Genomic DNA, 15,431 nt, shown 5'->3' on the forward strand with positions numbered 1-15,431 from the left:
CCGGATGCGGGGCGCAACGCCAGCCAATAGGTGCCACGAGTGGCAGTGATGCTTAGTTCCTGCAATTAGTCTAGTTGCTGGTGCAGGTGGGAAGTCCGGAGATGTCGCCGCCGGAACCGACCACGCTGACGGCCTCGCGTGCCTCGGCCAGGTTCTCGACTTTGACCACCTGCAGGCCCTCCGGAATGTGACCCACCACTTCTGCGCAATTGGCCGCGGGGGCGAGGAAAACCGCCGCGCCGTCCGCCCTGGCGCCGTACATCTTCTGCCCGATCCCCCCGATGGATCCGACGATGCCGTCGGGCGTGATGGTGCCGGTTCCGGCGACGTGTTTTCCGCCGGTCAGGTCCCCCGGCGTGACGGTGTCGATGATCCCCAGGGCGAACATCATGCCGGCGCTGGGCCCGCCCACCTTGTCGAGTGAGATTTTGACGTCGAAAGGGAACTTGAATTCGTACTGAAGCAGCACGCCCAGGATGAACTTGCCGGCGGCGTTCTCGGTGGGGGTGATGGTTTCCGTGACGGCAGCGCCGTCGCGGGCAACGACGACGGTGGCGGGGTTTCCCTTTCCGGCGGCCAGTTCCTCCTGGACAACGCCGAGCGACGTCACAGGCTTGCCGTTGACGGTGGAAAACACGTCACCGGCCTGGAGTTTGCCGGCAGAAGCCGACTGGTCCGCAAGATCCGCCACCAGCAGCTTCTGCTCAAAGGGGATGCCGAGTTCTTTCAGGGCCGAAGCGGTGGCGTTCTCCTGGGAGGTCGCCATCGCCACGGCACTCTCCTGCTGGGACACCTCTTTCGTGATGCCGCTGGGGAAGATGAGCTCTTCCGGATAGACCGCCTTGGATTTGTCCAGCCATGCGCTAAAGGCTTCGAAGACGCTGACGGGACCGTTGGGTCCGCCATCGACGTAGACGGTGGTGAGATCGAGGTTCCCCTTGGCCGGAAAAGTTTCGCGGCCCGTCACGCTGATCACCGGGTGACCGTTGTCATTGGCAAGGGTATTGAACGTGGGCCCGGGTGATTCCACGACATAGGGCACGGGCAGGCTGGCGGCGGTGATGCCAAACGCGAGTGCCAGCAACCCGGAGGCCACCATGGCCGGGTAGCGGTTGTCGCGTGCTTTGGCACGGGATGTGGACCGGCGTGAGCGCCGGCCACGGACGGTCCTGTCGCCGCTTCCCGGATCCGCGGGATCGCCCGGAACCTGGTCACCCTGGGTGATTGTCAATGAAGGACCTCTCCGTACCTGCGCCCGCGGACGCGGCAGTGTGGCTGAACCGGGTCGCAATGACGGCAGCCCGCAAATATTCCGATTACTAACAGTACGCGTTGCGGGGGCCGGGGGCGCTCTTTGCCTACAGCGAACGGGGCTGGATTCGGCAGACAGCCGCCGACGCCCCGGGGTACCGTGAAGGTGATCAACAGTCACACCGACGATCGGCGGGATCATGACCTCCAACCCACTCAATCCGTCCAATGGCGACGACGACACCCCTAAGGATCCGCTTGCGGAAATGCTTCAAAACCTCATGGGTGGCAAGGGCATGGGTGGCATAGACCCCGCTGAACTGGCCAAGGCCGCGGGGCTTCCCAACGACCCGAATCTTCTGGCGCAGATGTTCTCGCAAGTGCAGGCCATGATGAGCGCGCCCTCCGAGGGACCCGTCAACTGGCAGCTTGCCCATGAGAACGCGCGGCGCGTGGCGGCAAGCGGCTCCGACCCCTCCGTCACGGCGCAGCAGTCGCGTGAGATCGATGAGGCGCTGCGGCTGGCCGAGCTGTGGCTTGACCAGGTCACGGAGCTCCCGGCAACCGGCCTGATCGGCCGGGCCTGGTCCCGTGCGGAGTGGGTCGAAGAAACACTGGGCACCTGGAAGCGGCTTACCGAACCGGTGGCCAACAGCATTGCAAACGCGCTGTCCACCGCGATGACCGAGCAGATGCCTGAGGAGATGAAGTCCATGATGGGCGGCGCCTCGTCCATGCTGCAGAACATGGGCGGAGCCATTTTCGGGATGCAGCTTGGCCAGGCAATTGGAGCCCTTTCCGCGGAAGTTGTGAGCTCGACTGACATCGGCGTGCCGCTGGCCGACCTCGAAATGGCCCTGCTCCCGGCCAACGTGGCCAAGTTCGGCGAAGGCCTGAGCCTGCCCGAGAACGACATCCGGCTTTTCCTGGCCGTGCGGGAGGCAGCCCATGCCCGGCTTTTCGTCCAGGTCCCCTGGCTCCGCGGCCACCTCCTGGGTGCCATCGAGGCGTATGCCCGGGGCATCCACATCGACACCTCCAAGATCGAGGAACTCGCCAGGGAGATCGATCCCAGCAACCCCGAGGGAATTCAGGAGGCGCTCTCCCAGGGCGTTTTCATGCCCCAGCGGACCCCCGCCCAGGAACAGGCACTGGAGAAACTCGAAACGGCGCTGGCCCTGGTGGAAGGCTGGGTTGATGAACTGACGGCGGCAGCGACGGAGAAGTTCCTGCCCTCAGCGTCGGCGCTGCGCGAGACGGTACGGCGGCGCCGGGCAACGGGCGGCCCGGCCGAACACGCATTTTCGTCCCTCGTGGGGCTCGAACTTCGCCCCCGCCGCCTCCGCGAAGCTGCGACGTTGTGGGCCTCCCTCAAGGAGGAACGCGGCACCGAAGGCCGTGACGCCGTCTGGCACCATCCCGACCTCCTGCCCACCGGCGAGGACCTGGACGATCCCCAGGGCTTCAGTGCACGGCGCAAACTCGCTGAAGCGAGCGATACCGAAGTGGATGACGCCCTGCAGAAGCTGTTGAACGGCGGGTTCGATGAACCGGCCGCCGATGCAGAAGGTTCAGGCGCAGAAGGTTCAGGCGCAGATGGTTCAGGCAAGGACGACGACGGTCCGGCCACCGGGGAGGGTTCTGCCACCGAGGAAGACAAGGGCACCGACGACGGTCAGGGCACCGAGGACGACGGCGGGACTCCGAAAGCCTGACGCCCCGGCCGGGCACTGACGCACTTCAGCCGAGCACTGACGGAACTCCGGTTTCGTCGGTGCTCGTGCTTTCTCCGTCGGCGTCCGGCGGCATGCCCCGCGAGGTGGCGAAAGCTACGCCCTCGAGGAACGCCTTGGCCCGTTGCGTTTCGGGGTACGCGTCCAGGAGGCGCCAAAACGCGGCGTTATGTCCTGCAACCAGCAGGTGGGCGAGCTCGTGCAGCAGAACATAGTCGACCACCCACTGCGGCATGGGCCTCAGCTTGTCCGAGAGCCTGATGGTTCCATCAGCCGGCGTTGCCGAGCCCCAGCGGGAATTCTGGTTGCTGACCCAGCGCACGGATGATGGAACGGCCCGCCCGCCCAAGTACTTGTTCGACAGCTCAGCCGCGTGTGCCTCGAGTGCGGCGTCCGTGGCCGGACGGCGCCGTCCTTCGCTGCGCGATCGCCGGGCGCCCTGCAGGCGGAGTTTCTCCAGCATTCGGTGGACCCACTCGCTTTCCTGCGCCTTGCTGAAGTGCGCGGGGATGGCGACTACTGCCGTGCCGTTCTCCCAGAACGCGGCCACAGTCCGGCGGCGGCGTGCGGAGCGCCGCACCACCACCGGGGCGCCGTCGTGGGTTGTCAGCGGAATCGCTTCCCGCTTGGGACCTGCGGCCATCAGGCGCTGCCGCTTTCGGCCAGCACTTCAAGCACCGCTTCGCCGTACTTTTCCAGCTTGGACGGGCCGATTCCGGCCAGCTGGGCCAATTCTTCGAGGGAAGCGGGCCGTGCCTCCGCGATTGCGGTCAGCGTCGCGTCGGTGAACACGACGAACGCCGGGACCTCGGCGGCCAGGGCCACGTCCTTCCGCCACTGGCGGAGCGCCTCGAAGGTCTGCTCCTCGTAGCTCGGCGGGCACTGGCTGCACCGCCCCACCTTGCGTTCAGCACCGGTGGAGAGCATGCTGCCGCAGACCCGGCACATTGCCGGGGCCGCGGCCTTCCGCCGCGGCGCCGGACCCTTGCCGCGCGCCGTCGAACTGGCCACGGAGTCCGGCCGCAGGCCGTCAAGGAAGCGCGAGGGCTTCCGGTTGGCCCTCCCGCCGGGGGTCCGGGCCAGGGACCAGGACAGCGAGAGGTGTTCGCGCGCACGGGTGATGCCCACATAGAGCAGCCGGCGTTCCTCATCCACATCTTCCGGGAAGTCGGCGAAAGAGATCGGCATCAGTCCCTCGCAGAGCCCCACGAGGAAGACTGCATCCCATTCAAGCCCCTTGGCTGCGTGCAGTGACGCCAGCGTGACGCCTTGCACGGTGGGGGCGTGCTGGGCCAGGGACCGTTCCTGCAGTTCGTTGACGAAGTCCGAGAGGCTGAACTGCGGCCCGCGGTTGAGGACCAGCTCATCGGCCAGTGCCACCAGTGCGGCCAGCGACTCCCAGCGCTCCCGCAGCGCCCCGCCGTTATGCGGGGCCGATTCGGTGTACCCGAGGGACGCCACGATGTCGCGGACCAGCTGGCCCAGCGGCTGGGGCTCCGACGCCTCGGACACAGCCCGGGTGGCTGCCCTGAGCTGGAGGATGGCGTCCCGGACTTCCTTGCGGGCGAAGAACCGCTCTCCCCCGCGCAGCTGGTAGCCGATCCCGGCCGAGGCCAACGCCTGTTCGTAGGCCTCGGACTGTCCGTTGGTGCGGAACAGGACGGCGATCTCGCTGGCCGGCGTGCCGGCGTCGAGCAGTTCACGGATCTTGACCGCCACGGTGGCGGCTTCGGCTTCATCGTCCGCGCATTCGGTGAACTGCGGCGGCGGCCCGGGCTGCCGCTGCGCGACCAGTTTGAGCGGCGCGGCCCATGCGGCGTCCGCTACCGGACCTCCGCTGCGCCTGCCCGCGAGCAGGTCGTTTGCCAGCTTGACCACCTGCGGCGTGGAGCGGTAGTCCCGGATCAGCTTGACGACGTTGGCACCGGGGTACGCGGCCTTGAAACCCAGCAGGTGCTTGGGTGATGCACCGGTGAACGAGTAAATGGTCTGGCTGGCATCGCCCACGACACACAGCTCGTCGCGTCCCCCCAACCAGAGTTCCAGGAGCCGCTGCTGGAGCGGCGAAACGTCCTGGTATTCGTCCACGACGAAGTGCCGGTACTGTTCGCGGACGGTTGCGGCTACCTTCGGGTCCTCCTGCAGGATCCCGACGGTGATCAGCAACACGTCCTCGAAATCGATGACGTTGCGGTCAGTCTTCACGTCCTCGTAGGACTGGAAAACCCGGGCCACGGCCGTGAGGTCAAAGCCGCCCGGGTTACCGCGGCCCTGCGCGTTCTCGAGGTAATTGGCTGGCGTCAGCATCGATACCTTCGCCCACTCAATTTCCGACGCCAGGTCCCTGATCGACGCGCGGTCGGTGCTGAGCCGGAGCCGCCGTGCAGCTTCCGCGATCATCTGCGCCTTGTGGTCCAGGAGATTGGGCAGCGCACCGCCGATGGCCTGCGGCCAGAAGAACTGGAGCTGCCTGAGCGCGGCCGCGTGGAAGGTCCGCGCCTGGACGTTGCCGACGCCGAGGTCCCGGAGCCGGCTCCGCATCTCTGCCGCGGCGCGCGCGGTGAAGGTCACGGCCAGCAGCCGCTGCGGGCTGTACACGCCCGAGTGGACGCCGTAGGCAATCCGGTGGGTGATGGCGCGTGTCTTGCCTGTGCCGGCGCCCGCGAGCACGCACAACGGTCCGTTCAGCGTGCTGGCGACCTCCCGCTGCTCATCGTCCAGCCCGCCCAGGATGCGTTCTTCCAGGGACCGGCTGTCCAGCGGAGCGGGAGGGGGAGGCGCGCTGTCGCCGGGGGCCGTGAGTTCAAAATTGTCAGTTGTCACTTGCTGCTCAGTCGATCGAGGGTTTTAGGTGGAGGTCCGCTGTCTGCGGGACGTCATTCGTCTGCGGGACGGTCCTGGATGACGCCGCCGTACCAGTGCTCAATCAGGGACCGGGCGATGGACAACCGGCTGGAGATGACGATCTCCCCGCTCAGCACGGCGGCCTGGAGATCGTCGCGGCTGAACCATCTCGCCCGGGTGACCTCGACGCCGTCGGGCGTTGCCTCGGTGTCCGGTGTCCTGGCGGTGAAGCCCAGCATCAGGGAGGCGGGAAACGGCCAGGACTGGGAACCCAGGTACTGGGCGGCGGTGACCCGGACGCCCACTTCCTCCTGGATTTCACGGACGACGGCCTGCTCGAGGGATTCGCCGGGCTCGACGAAGCCGGCCAGGGTGGAGTAGTTCTTCGCATCGAGCGGTCCGCCGCCGCCCAGCAGCACCCGGTCATCGGGGCCGACCACCGTCACGATGATGGCCGGATCAGTCCGGGGATAATGCTCGGAGTTGTCCGCCGGACAGCGGCGGACCCACCCACCGGCCTCAACCAGCGTGGCCGTTCCGCACCGCGGGCAATGCGGATGCGTGGCATGCCAGTTGGCAACGGCGCTGGCTTCGATGAAGAGGGCGGCATCGGTCGCGTTCAGGCGGGCCGCTACTTCCCGGAACCCCGTCCACACGGCGTCCGCAGGGATCCCGGCTATGGCGCGCACAAAGTGCTCCGCCCGGACCTCAAACGGCTCTGCCAGAACGAAGAGGACGATCTCCGTTCCCGCGGCAAGATCCGAGTTTTCCAAAGCTGAACCGAGATAGACAATCATTTCCGGCGCCAACCCGGCCTCGCCCAGGCTCTCCTTGAGCCCCCCGGCCTCGGTCAGCAGCAGGCTGTCGCCGTGAACCAGGGCCTGGCGGTGCGACAGCACCATCGCGAGTGCCCGTCCCGAATCAACCACGGCGTCAACCATGTCCGGCTTCATCCGGGCACCGGACCCGCGGTCGATAAGGGCGGGTCGGACCGGAAGGACGGTGTCGATCAGGTGGTTCGCCGGCAAGCGCTGCAACGGTGCAGTGCCGTCGTGAAGATTAGACGCCCGGGACTCGGCAAGACTCATGTACCCACCGTACTGACTCCGACAGACAATTGACATTTGCCCGTGCCTCCCCGGGGGCTCCCGGGGGCCGTCCCGCGGCCGCTTTCGCAAGGGAATTCGTCCTGATCTGGAGACTCGCCGCAGTACATCGCCATCTTGGGCGCCAGTCAATCTACCGTGGATGCGTGAGAAGAAAACCGATCGAACTGGCAGCTGTAGCAACTGCGGCAGTCCCCGGACTGACGCCGACCGCCGTGAGCTCCGCGCCCGACGATCCGGCAGACTTCGACTCGGCACTCCTCCTGGACTCCGAGGGCAAGCAGTGGCGCGTGCGTTCGCCCCGCCATGCCGAGGCGAGCGCCCGCCTTGAAACTGAGTTCATGGTCCTTCGTGCCTTCGCCCCGGGAATCAGGGCCGAACTGCCCTTCCTGATGCCGACCGTGGCGGGGACCGTCCGGCAGGGTGCACTCAGCACTTTCGTCTACTCGCATCTGGCGGGCACCACCCGCAGCGTCGAAGAGCTGACGGCCGGCCCTGACGCGCTGGCCCGGGAGGTGGGCGCGGCGCTGGCAGCGATTCACGACCTTCCCAGGACCCTCGTCAGCAACGCCGACCTCCCCAGCTATACGCCCAACGAATTCCGGCAGCGCAGGCTCAACGAACTCGACCAGGCCGCCACCACCGGAAAAATTCCTCCGGTGCTGTTGCGGCGCTGGGAACATGCCATGGAGGACGTGTCGCTCTGGCGGTTCAATCCCTGCGTGGTCCACGGCGACCTGCACGAGGACAACCTCCTGGTGGACGGCGAACGTGTGACGGCGGTGACCGGCTGGACGGACCTCCGCATCGGCGATCCCGCCGACGACATGGCCTGGCTGGTGGCCTCCAACGAACAGGCTTTCGTAGACGCGGTGCTTCGCCATTACACGGCGAGCCGAAGGGACGCCCCCGACGCCCACCTGCTGCGCCGCGCGGCGCTCTCCGCCGAGTTTGCGCTGGCCCAGTATCTGGTCAAGGGCATGGCCGCCGCAGACCAGACCATGATCGGTGAAGCCGAAGAGATGCTGGCTTCCCTGGCCGAGGACATCACCGAGTACGGCGGGCAGCCCATCAGCGTGGAACCGCTGCCGCAGGCCGTCCCGGCCGTGCACGTCGAACACGTCCCGGGAGCCGGACCGGCGCACCAACCGGCCGGTGCCAGCGCTGTTCCTGCCGTCCAGGTATCTCCAATCCCGGCCGATTCGCCGGCGGCTCAACCGGCCGATCCCGCCGCCGTTCCTGCCGTGCCCGTGGCACCGGCCACAGCTGACGCCTCCGCCGTTCCTGCCGTGCACGTATCGCCCATCCCGGCCGATCCTGCCCCGGCAACACCGCTCAACCTCCCTGACGGTCCCGGCGCTTCGGCACCTGCCGCGAAGTCCGACGAGGCCGGTGCGCCTGCTGCGACAGGGCAGGACAGCGGCGCCCAGGCCGTCGGAGAAGGCGAGCGCACCCCTCCCCCGGCCCTGCGGGCAGCGGACGACACCTCCACCGCCGCCATCAGGATTGTGGACGCAAAACCGCAGTAGCCGGTGCCGCTGCTTTGACTATCGACGTCGTTCCGCCGAGGGCGGCAGTGACGATGCCCTCCAGTTCCTCCGCCGTGCCCAGGTCGTGGGGGCGGACAACCTGGTTTTCCCCCACGTAGTAGAACGCTGCGCGGACGCTGTGGAGCGGGACGCCTTTGAGCCTGGCCCAGGCGAGACGGTAGACGGCCAGCTGGACGGCCTTCACCTTCAGCTGCCCGCCAGCGGGGCGGCGGCCGGTCTTCCAGTCCACCAGGTCCCACCCGCCGTCGGCGTCCCGGAAGACCGCATCGATCCGGCCACGCACCACAACGTCGCCGATGCGCGTCTCCACCGGAACTTCGACAAATGCCGGCTCGCGGTGCGCCCACTCCGAACTCCGGAATGTTTCCACCATGGAGTCCAGCCCGTAGGCCTCGTCAATGTGGTTGTCCGAACCGGAGGCCTCGTCCAGGTCCAGCATGCCTGCCGTGCCGAAGTATTCTTCGACCCAGGCATGGAACGCCGTGCCTTTCCGGGCCGACATGCCCGGTTCCCGGGGAACCGGCCGCCGCAGCCGGGCCAGCACTGAGCCGTGATCGTCGCTCAGCTCCACAAAGGTTGAAGCGGAAATATGGCCGGGGAGGTGGACATCCTGCACGGTGGCCCTGCGTAACCGGCGTTCCAGCAACAGGGCCGCCTCCCGTTCCCAGTCGGCGGCAACGCCCCGAAGCTGCCGTGCCTGTTCCCCCATGAATTGCTCTGGACCCGCGGCCATGAGCCCGCGCACGCGCCCGGCAGCCAGTTCCATGGCGGCCCGGCGCCCCGGGACGAGCCTGAGCCTGGCTCCGGTGCGCGGATCGGCAGGTCCTTCGAGCGGGTCGTACGGCCACAGCGCCACCTCGAGGTCCTGGGTCAGAGGACTTTCGGCCGGCAGGGATGACTCCTCAACCGAGGCGTCATGCACGACTGCGGCACGCGCCAGAGCCTCTTCGGCCGGGCCTTCCGCGGCCCCGGCGCTGACTCCGGCGAGGGGCGCCAGCTCCGACAGGAACGGCGACATCTCCGCCATTCCGGCGCGGGAACCCACCCAGGCAGCACTCGAAACCCACAGCACGAACTTCGCCCTGGTGTATGCCACGTAAGCCAGCCTGCGTTCCTCGGCCTCGCCGTGGGCCTGGACGTCGGCTTTGAAGTCTTTCTCGGCGTCAAGCCAGCCTTTTTGGTCCGGCTGGTCCAGGTCCCACTGGGGCAGATCGGCATGGTCTCCGCGCAGCGGCCAGGGCAGGGCCGCGCTTCCGCTGCTCCAGCGCGAATCCCTGCTGCTGGGAAACGCACCGGCGTTCAGCCCGGGTACGAACACCACGTCCCACTCCAGGCCCTTGGACGCGTGTACGGTCAGCAGCTGGACTGCTTCGTGGTTAACGTCCGGGGCGGCAACGTCCAGCCCGCCCTCCTCCGTGGCCGCGGCTTCAAGCCAGGCCAGGAAAGCCAGGACGTCGACGCGGTGCGAGGTGTGCAGAAAGCCGGCTGCGGCGTCATGGAAGGCGTCCAGGTTTTTCCGGGCCTGGTGGATGCTGATGCCTGGCCGGGCAGCCACCTCGATGTCCAGGAGCATGGCCCGTTCCACTTCGCCCAGCAGCGTGGTGAGGTCATCACCCATGAAGCCCCGGAGCTGCCGGAGTTCGGCGGAGAGCACGTGCAGCCGGTTCAGGGCCTCCGCGCTCAGCGTCCGGCCATGCGACGATGTCCAGCCTTCCCTCGGCAGCCAGTCCAACGCTTCCACCAGGCTCGGCGAGTCGGTGATGTCACTCTCGATGACATCGGCGCCCGGATCGTCCTCGTCATCTGTGCCAAGCTCCGGGCGCCCCCGGCGGCGCGCCAGGAAAGCGGACCAGTCCCGGAAGGCCATGAGGTCGGCGGGACCTATCCGGCACCGGGCTCCAGCCAGCAGGCGCATCAGGGAGTCCGAACGGCCCGGATCTGCGAGCACCCGCAGCGTGGCCACCAGGTCCACGATCTCCGGGGTGTCCAGGAGACCGCCGAGGCCCACGATTTCGTAGGGGATCCCGCGCACTTCAAACTCGCGCCGGATGCATTCCATCTGCGCGCGCCGTCGGCACAGGACAGCCATGGCCGGAGGCACCCGGTCGGCTCCTGCAGTGTCCTCAAAGTCCGTGACCCGGTACCTCAAAACGTCCGTGGCGATGGCCTTGGCCTCATCCTCGTCCGTGGCAAAGCGTCCCATGACCACCCTCCCTTGGGCGGCCGCCGGACTGGGCTGCAGCGGCGGCACCTCGACGGACTCCCCCGAGTCCCGTTCCCCCGCGGGGCCGTTCTGCATTGCTGCGGCGCTGAGCGGCGCGGAAATGACGTTGGCTGCGGAAAGGATGTTGCGCCCGTTCCGCCAGGCGGTTGTCAGGTAGGAGGTGGGTGCCACCGCGAATGAGGTGGCCGGGCCCTGGTGCCCGGTGGCTCCGGCACGATTCCCCGTGTCGGGCGGACCGGCATCTGGCGGACCAGCATCCGGCCCCTGTCCCTCGACCCTGACCGGGAATTCACGGACAAAATGGAAAAGCTGGCCGGCAGAAGCACCCCGGAAGCCATAGATCGACTGGTTCGGATCGCCCACCGCGGTGACGGCATGGCCGCCGCCGAAGAGCCGGGAAAACAGCACGAGCTGCGCGTGCGAGGTGTCCTGGAACTCGTCGAGCAGCACCACCTTGAACCGCTGGCGTTCAACTTCGGCCGCCAGCGGGATCTCGCTGGCGACGCGTGCGGCGAGCGCCACGAGGTCACCGAAATCCAGCGCGCCGCGGGCCCGTTTCGCTTCTGCGTATCTGCCCACCATTTCGGCCACGCTGGCCCTGGTGCGCAGCATGGCGGCCAGTTCGGCGGCGGTCTGGGTGGAACTCTTTTTGGCACCGGCCATGTACGGCAGGGCGGTGAATTCGGCGACGCGCTCCAGCAGCCATTCCCGCACCTCGGCGGGATCGCGCAGGTGTTCGGCGCATTCGCCTGCCAGCTGGATGACGGCTTTCACCAGGGTGGACTTGGCGGCGCGGAAGTGCTCGTATTCGCCGTCGAAGGCCTCAACCACTTCGCTCGCCAGCTGCCAGGCCTGCGCTCCGCCCAGGAGCACCACGTCGCGTTCGACGCCGAGCCGGAGTCCGTAATCGGACACGATGCCGCTGGCATAGGAATGGTAGGTGGAAACCTTGGGTTCCAAGGCGTCCTCGCTGAGCAGGCCGGCAGGAAAAATCCGGTGTTCCTTGTCCTCCGCCGCAATCCGCTGCAGAGCCGTCAGCTTGGCCCGGATCCGGCTGGCAAGTTCACCGGCCGCCTTGCGCGTGAACGTCACACCCAGGACTTCCTCCGGCCGGACCCAGCCGTTGGCGACGAGCCACACCACCCGGTCCGCCATAGTGGCTGTTTTGCCGGACCCGGCACCGGCAATCACCAGCCGCGGCGTGAGCGGCGAGGAAATAATGGCCGACTGCTCTGCGGTGGGGCTGTTCCGTTCGCCCAGCATGGCGGTCAGCTCCTCCGGCGAAAACCGCGGTGCCGGGACGTCGGGGACCGTCGTCATTCTGTAACCTGCTTTCCTCGCGGACAAAGAGGACAAACATCCGGCAACCGGCAGTTATGGCCGCCGTGACCGGATTTCGCCGGGTCGTGGCGTGCTTCGAAATGGCTGCCGGACATGAGCCGTGCTGCTTCATTCACCATGTCGAGGGCCCAGTTGCCACCCGAACCGTCCAGCGGCTCCTGGACCTGGATGCCGGGACTCTTGTTGCTCGTGCCAAGTTGGGCCAGCACGGCCCCTCCCGGCTGAACATCCCCCGCCGGCGGAACACGTCCGCCCACAGTACCCGGTTCGCTAAAGCCGCCTGCCAGTACGGCGGCCTGGTACGCCCCGAGCTGAGGGTGACGGGATAGATCGGCCTTGGATGGCTGGCGCTTGCCCGTTTTGAGGTCCACCACCACCAGCCGTCCCTCGGAGTCGATCTCCAGCCGGTCCACCTGTCCGCGGAGTACCGCCGCGCGCACGGCAGGGACGCCGGCTTCCGGCGTGTCAGCTTCGGGCGCTGCGGTTCCGGCTCCCGGCGCGTCCATGATGTCCGGCAGTTTCACCTCGAAGTCCCGTTCGACTCCCACCAGGCTCCTGCCTTCACTGCGCATGACCAGGATGTACTGGGCGAGCTTCCGGACCATGGCCTCGGCACGCTGGAAATCGAGCTTGCCTTCCCAGTTGTCCTTCATGCCGAGTGTCGGCCACCGCCGGACCAGTTCGGCCACGTATTCGGCTCCCGAGGCATCCGGCAGGTCCTGCGCGATTGCGTGCACCAGCGTCCCCAGGCTTCTGGCGAAATCAGTGGCTGCTTCGCCGCCGGCGGCCTGCACGAACCAGTCCAGGGGTGACTTTTGCACCGATTCCACTTTGGATGGTGAGACAAACACCGTTCCTCCGGGCGGAACAATCCGTTCCCCGGAAGACAGCGGGGCCAGCCCCCACCAGGACTCGGGATGGGCGCCGGGTACTGACGGTTCGGCCGCGGCGAGCCCGGCAAGGACCCTGACAGCCTCGGCGGATTCAGGCGCCGATTTCCCGTCCAGTTGGGCGTATTGCCGAAGTTCGGCCACGAGCGCCCGGAGGGTCATGGGCCGTCCCACTGGGGTGAACGTCCGCCGGTCCTGCCCGGGCCGCAGCGGCGCGACGTAGTCGAGGAAGGAGGACGGCTGTTCATCTTCGGATGAGACGGCGGTGCAGATCAGGACTTCGCGGGCGCGGGAGACAGCCGTGGAGAAGCTGCGGAGTTCGTCGTAGCGGATTTCCCGCAGCCTGCTGATGGGTCCCAGCTGCAGGGCATGCTCCACCCCATGCTCGACGGCGTCAGCGAAAAGGGTGCTGCCCAGGAGCTCGCCGCGGAGCCTGGTATTGGGCCACACGCCTTCCTGGAGTCCGGAAACAATGACCACCGGCCATTCCCGTCCGGCAGCACTCGCGGGAGTCATGATTTCCACGGCTTCCTCCAGCTGGGCCCGGGCAGCCAAAGTGTCCATCGGCAGTTCCTGGCTGAGCAGATAGTCAAGGAACTGCTCCGGGCCCGAGCCCGGCAGCTGGTCCACATAACGTTCGGCGGTGTGGAACAGGGCCATCATGGCGTCCAGGTCCCGGTCAGCCCTGGCTCCCGCAGCGCCCCCGGCCAATGCCGCTTCCGTCCACCGGGCGGCAAGTCCCGTGGAGTTCCAGAGCGCCCACAGCACCGTTTCCGCGTTTCCTCCCGGTGCCTGCGCAGCCTCCCGCCCGGCCTGTATCATGCGTGCGACACGGCGGGCGGAGCGGCCTTCGATGCCCGTGGTCGCCAGTGCACCCGGCTCGAGCAGGGACTCGACCAGCAGGGCATCGCTGGTACGGCCGCCGCCGCCGAGGATCTCCTCGCGGCGGAGTGACTGGCGCAGCCTGCGCAACTCGATGGACGTCGCTCCGCCGATGCGGGAGGTCAAAAGCGCGACTGCCGATTCCGGTGTCAGCACCGATGAATCCAGTGCCACGGCGTAGGCATCCAGCAGCGGCCGGACGGCGACTTCGTCCCGGACCGCGGATTCGGCCACGGTGACCCGCACGGGAATGCCGTGTCCGGTCAGGTGGCGCTGCAACTGGTTCAGCTGCCCGCCGTTCCGCACAATCACCGCGATGTCGCCAAGCTCGCGTCCGTGGTTCAGATGCGCATCCAGGATGCGCTGCGTCACGTAGCGGAGCTCCTGCACCGGAGACGGGAGGATATGGCCTTCGACGCCGGCGTCCGCGCGGGCATGCCCCTGCCTGGGATCCTCGGCGGCTGCTTCGGCAATCTCCAGCCGGCGGGCCGACTGGCCGCCGGCCCGCTGGGAGATCCGCCCGGCCACCGAAAGCCATGCTTGGGCGACGGCCGGACTGTGGCGGTGGGTGATCCAGAGCGGCCGCCCGAGGACCGTGTCCGCACGGGCAGGGTTGCCCGGACGGTCGGCGTCGCCGGCAGGAGCCAGGAGATGCTGCAGTTCGGCGGTGAGATCCGGCCTGGCTCCCCGGAACCCCTGGACGACGGTGTCGGGCGAGGAGGTCACGTAGGCGTCCTTGCCTGCAGCAATGTCGGCCAGCAGCTCGAACACGGCCGGGTTGGCTTCCTGGATGTCGTCCACCAGGATCAGCTGCAGGCGTTCCCGTTCGGCGGCCAGGAATTCCGGGGCATCCTGGAAGATCTGGCGGGCGGCCGTGATGATTCCCGCGGGGTCGAAAGCCTCCGGCATCCGCAAATCCAGTACGTCGCGGTATTCGGCGTAGAGCGCGGCAGCGGCGACCCAGTCCGGGCGGTTGCACTGCTGCGCCAGCACCACCAGGTCAGCGGGCGTCCGGCCGGATTCGATGATGCGGTCAAAGAGCTGGCGTACTTCCTGGCGGAAACCTCGGGTCTCCAAAGCAGCGTCCAGGTCTTCGGGCCAGGGCAGCTCGAGGCCCGGCAGGGCGTGGCCTTCCAGGAGTTCCTTGATGATGAGGTCCTGCTCCGGCCCGGAGAGCAGCCGCGGCGGACGCGGGAGCGGGAGGACCCCTGCTGCTTTGGCCCGCCGGATCAGGTCGAAGGCGTACGAGGCCCAGGTGCGCGCCGGCGTCGTGCTTAAACTGCGGTTGAGCCGGGCCGTGAAGCGGTCCCTCAACGAGTCGGCCGCGAGGCGGCTCGGGGCGAGCACCAGCATTCTTTCCGGATCCACGCCGTCGCGCTCGGCCCGGCGGACCGCTGCTTCAATGAGCACTGTGGACTTCCCGGTTCCGGGAGCGCCCGGGACGAGGACCGGGCCGGAGCCGTGCGGAACGTCCACGGCCGCCTGCTGGTCCGGTGAGAGGACGGGAACCACGCTGTGGACCTGGCGTGGAGGAATGAGCCGCAGGCCGGCGACCGTTCCAGCCGGCCTGCCCACTGCCAATTTGCCTGGCTGCACATCCGCCCGCTGCC

At 67.7% G+C, this 15,431-nt stretch carries 8 protein-coding genes; 2 read left to right on the plus strand and 6 right to left on the minus strand.

Going from position 1 to position 15,431, the window contains the following annotated elements; all coding sequences use genetic code 11:
- Positions 1-70: 70 nt before the first annotated feature.
- Positions 71-1,231, minus strand: a complete 1,161-nt coding sequence (locus J7I92_RS16585; RefSeq protein ID WP_251040038.1) for a PDZ domain-containing protein — start codon at positions 1,229-1,231, stop codon at positions 71-73.
- Positions 1,232-1,451: 220 nt separating this feature from the next.
- Between J7I92_RS16585 and J7I92_RS16590 the strand changes: the two genes are divergently transcribed.
- Positions 1,452-2,966: a zinc-dependent metalloprotease gene (locus tag J7I92_RS16590; RefSeq protein WP_214842282.1), complete on the plus strand. Its 1,515-nt coding sequence runs from the start codon at positions 1,452-1,454 to the stop codon at positions 2,964-2,966.
- A gap of 25 nt (positions 2,967-2,991) precedes the next feature.
- On the opposite strand, the gene J7I92_RS16595 is transcribed toward J7I92_RS16590, so the two are convergent.
- From J7I92_RS16595 to nudC, 3 genes are read right to left on the minus strand one after another with little or no spacing between them, the layout of a single operon-like run.
- Positions 2,992-3,627 carry a M48 family metallopeptidase gene (locus J7I92_RS16595; protein ID WP_214842284.1) on the minus strand — a complete coding sequence of 212 codons (636 nt, stop codon included), beginning with the start codon at positions 3,625-3,627 and terminating at the stop codon, positions 2,992-2,994.
- Positions 3,627-5,807 (minus strand): ATP-dependent DNA helicase UvrD2, encoded by a 2,181-nt coding sequence (locus tag J7I92_RS16600; RefSeq protein WP_396020405.1) that lies wholly within the window; start codon positions 5,805-5,807, stop codon positions 3,627-3,629. Before J7I92_RS16600 ends, J7I92_RS16595 begins: the two co-directional genes overlap by 1 nt.
- A 53-nt stretch (positions 5,808-5,860) precedes the next feature.
- Positions 5,861-6,916 carry an NAD(+) diphosphatase gene (gene nudC / locus J7I92_RS16605; RefSeq protein WP_214842286.1) on the minus strand — a complete coding sequence of 352 codons (1,056 nt, stop codon included), beginning with the start codon at positions 6,914-6,916 and terminating at the stop codon, positions 5,861-5,863.
- A 164-nt stretch (positions 6,917-7,080) separates the two neighbouring features.
- Here nudC and J7I92_RS16610 point away from each other — a divergent pair, with 164 nt between their 5' ends.
- Positions 7,081-8,463, plus strand: a complete 1,383-nt coding sequence (locus J7I92_RS16610) for a macrolide 2'-phosphotransferase (protein WP_214842288.1) — start codon at positions 7,081-7,083, stop codon at positions 8,461-8,463.
- Here J7I92_RS16610 and J7I92_RS16615 read toward each other — a convergent pair.
- On the minus strand, positions 8,435-12,028 hold the full coding sequence (locus J7I92_RS16615; protein WP_214842289.1) for an ATP-dependent DNA helicase: 3,594 nt from the start codon (positions 12,026-12,028) through the stop codon (positions 8,435-8,437). The two genes, J7I92_RS16610 and J7I92_RS16615, sit on opposite strands and share 29 nt — an antisense overlap.
- Positions 12,025-15,396 (minus strand): ATP-dependent DNA helicase, encoded by a 3,372-nt coding sequence (locus J7I92_RS16620; protein ID WP_311380403.1) that lies wholly within the window; start codon positions 15,394-15,396, stop codon positions 12,025-12,027. The genes J7I92_RS16615 and J7I92_RS16620 overlap by 4 nt, the downstream gene beginning before the upstream one ends.
- Between the last annotated feature and the right edge of the window lie 35 nt (positions 15,397-15,431).

It is taken from the genome of Arthrobacter sp. ISL-72 (genome assembly GCF_018613755.1).
Taxonomy (GTDB): domain Bacteria; phylum Actinomycetota; class Actinomycetes; order Actinomycetales; family Micrococcaceae; genus Arthrobacter.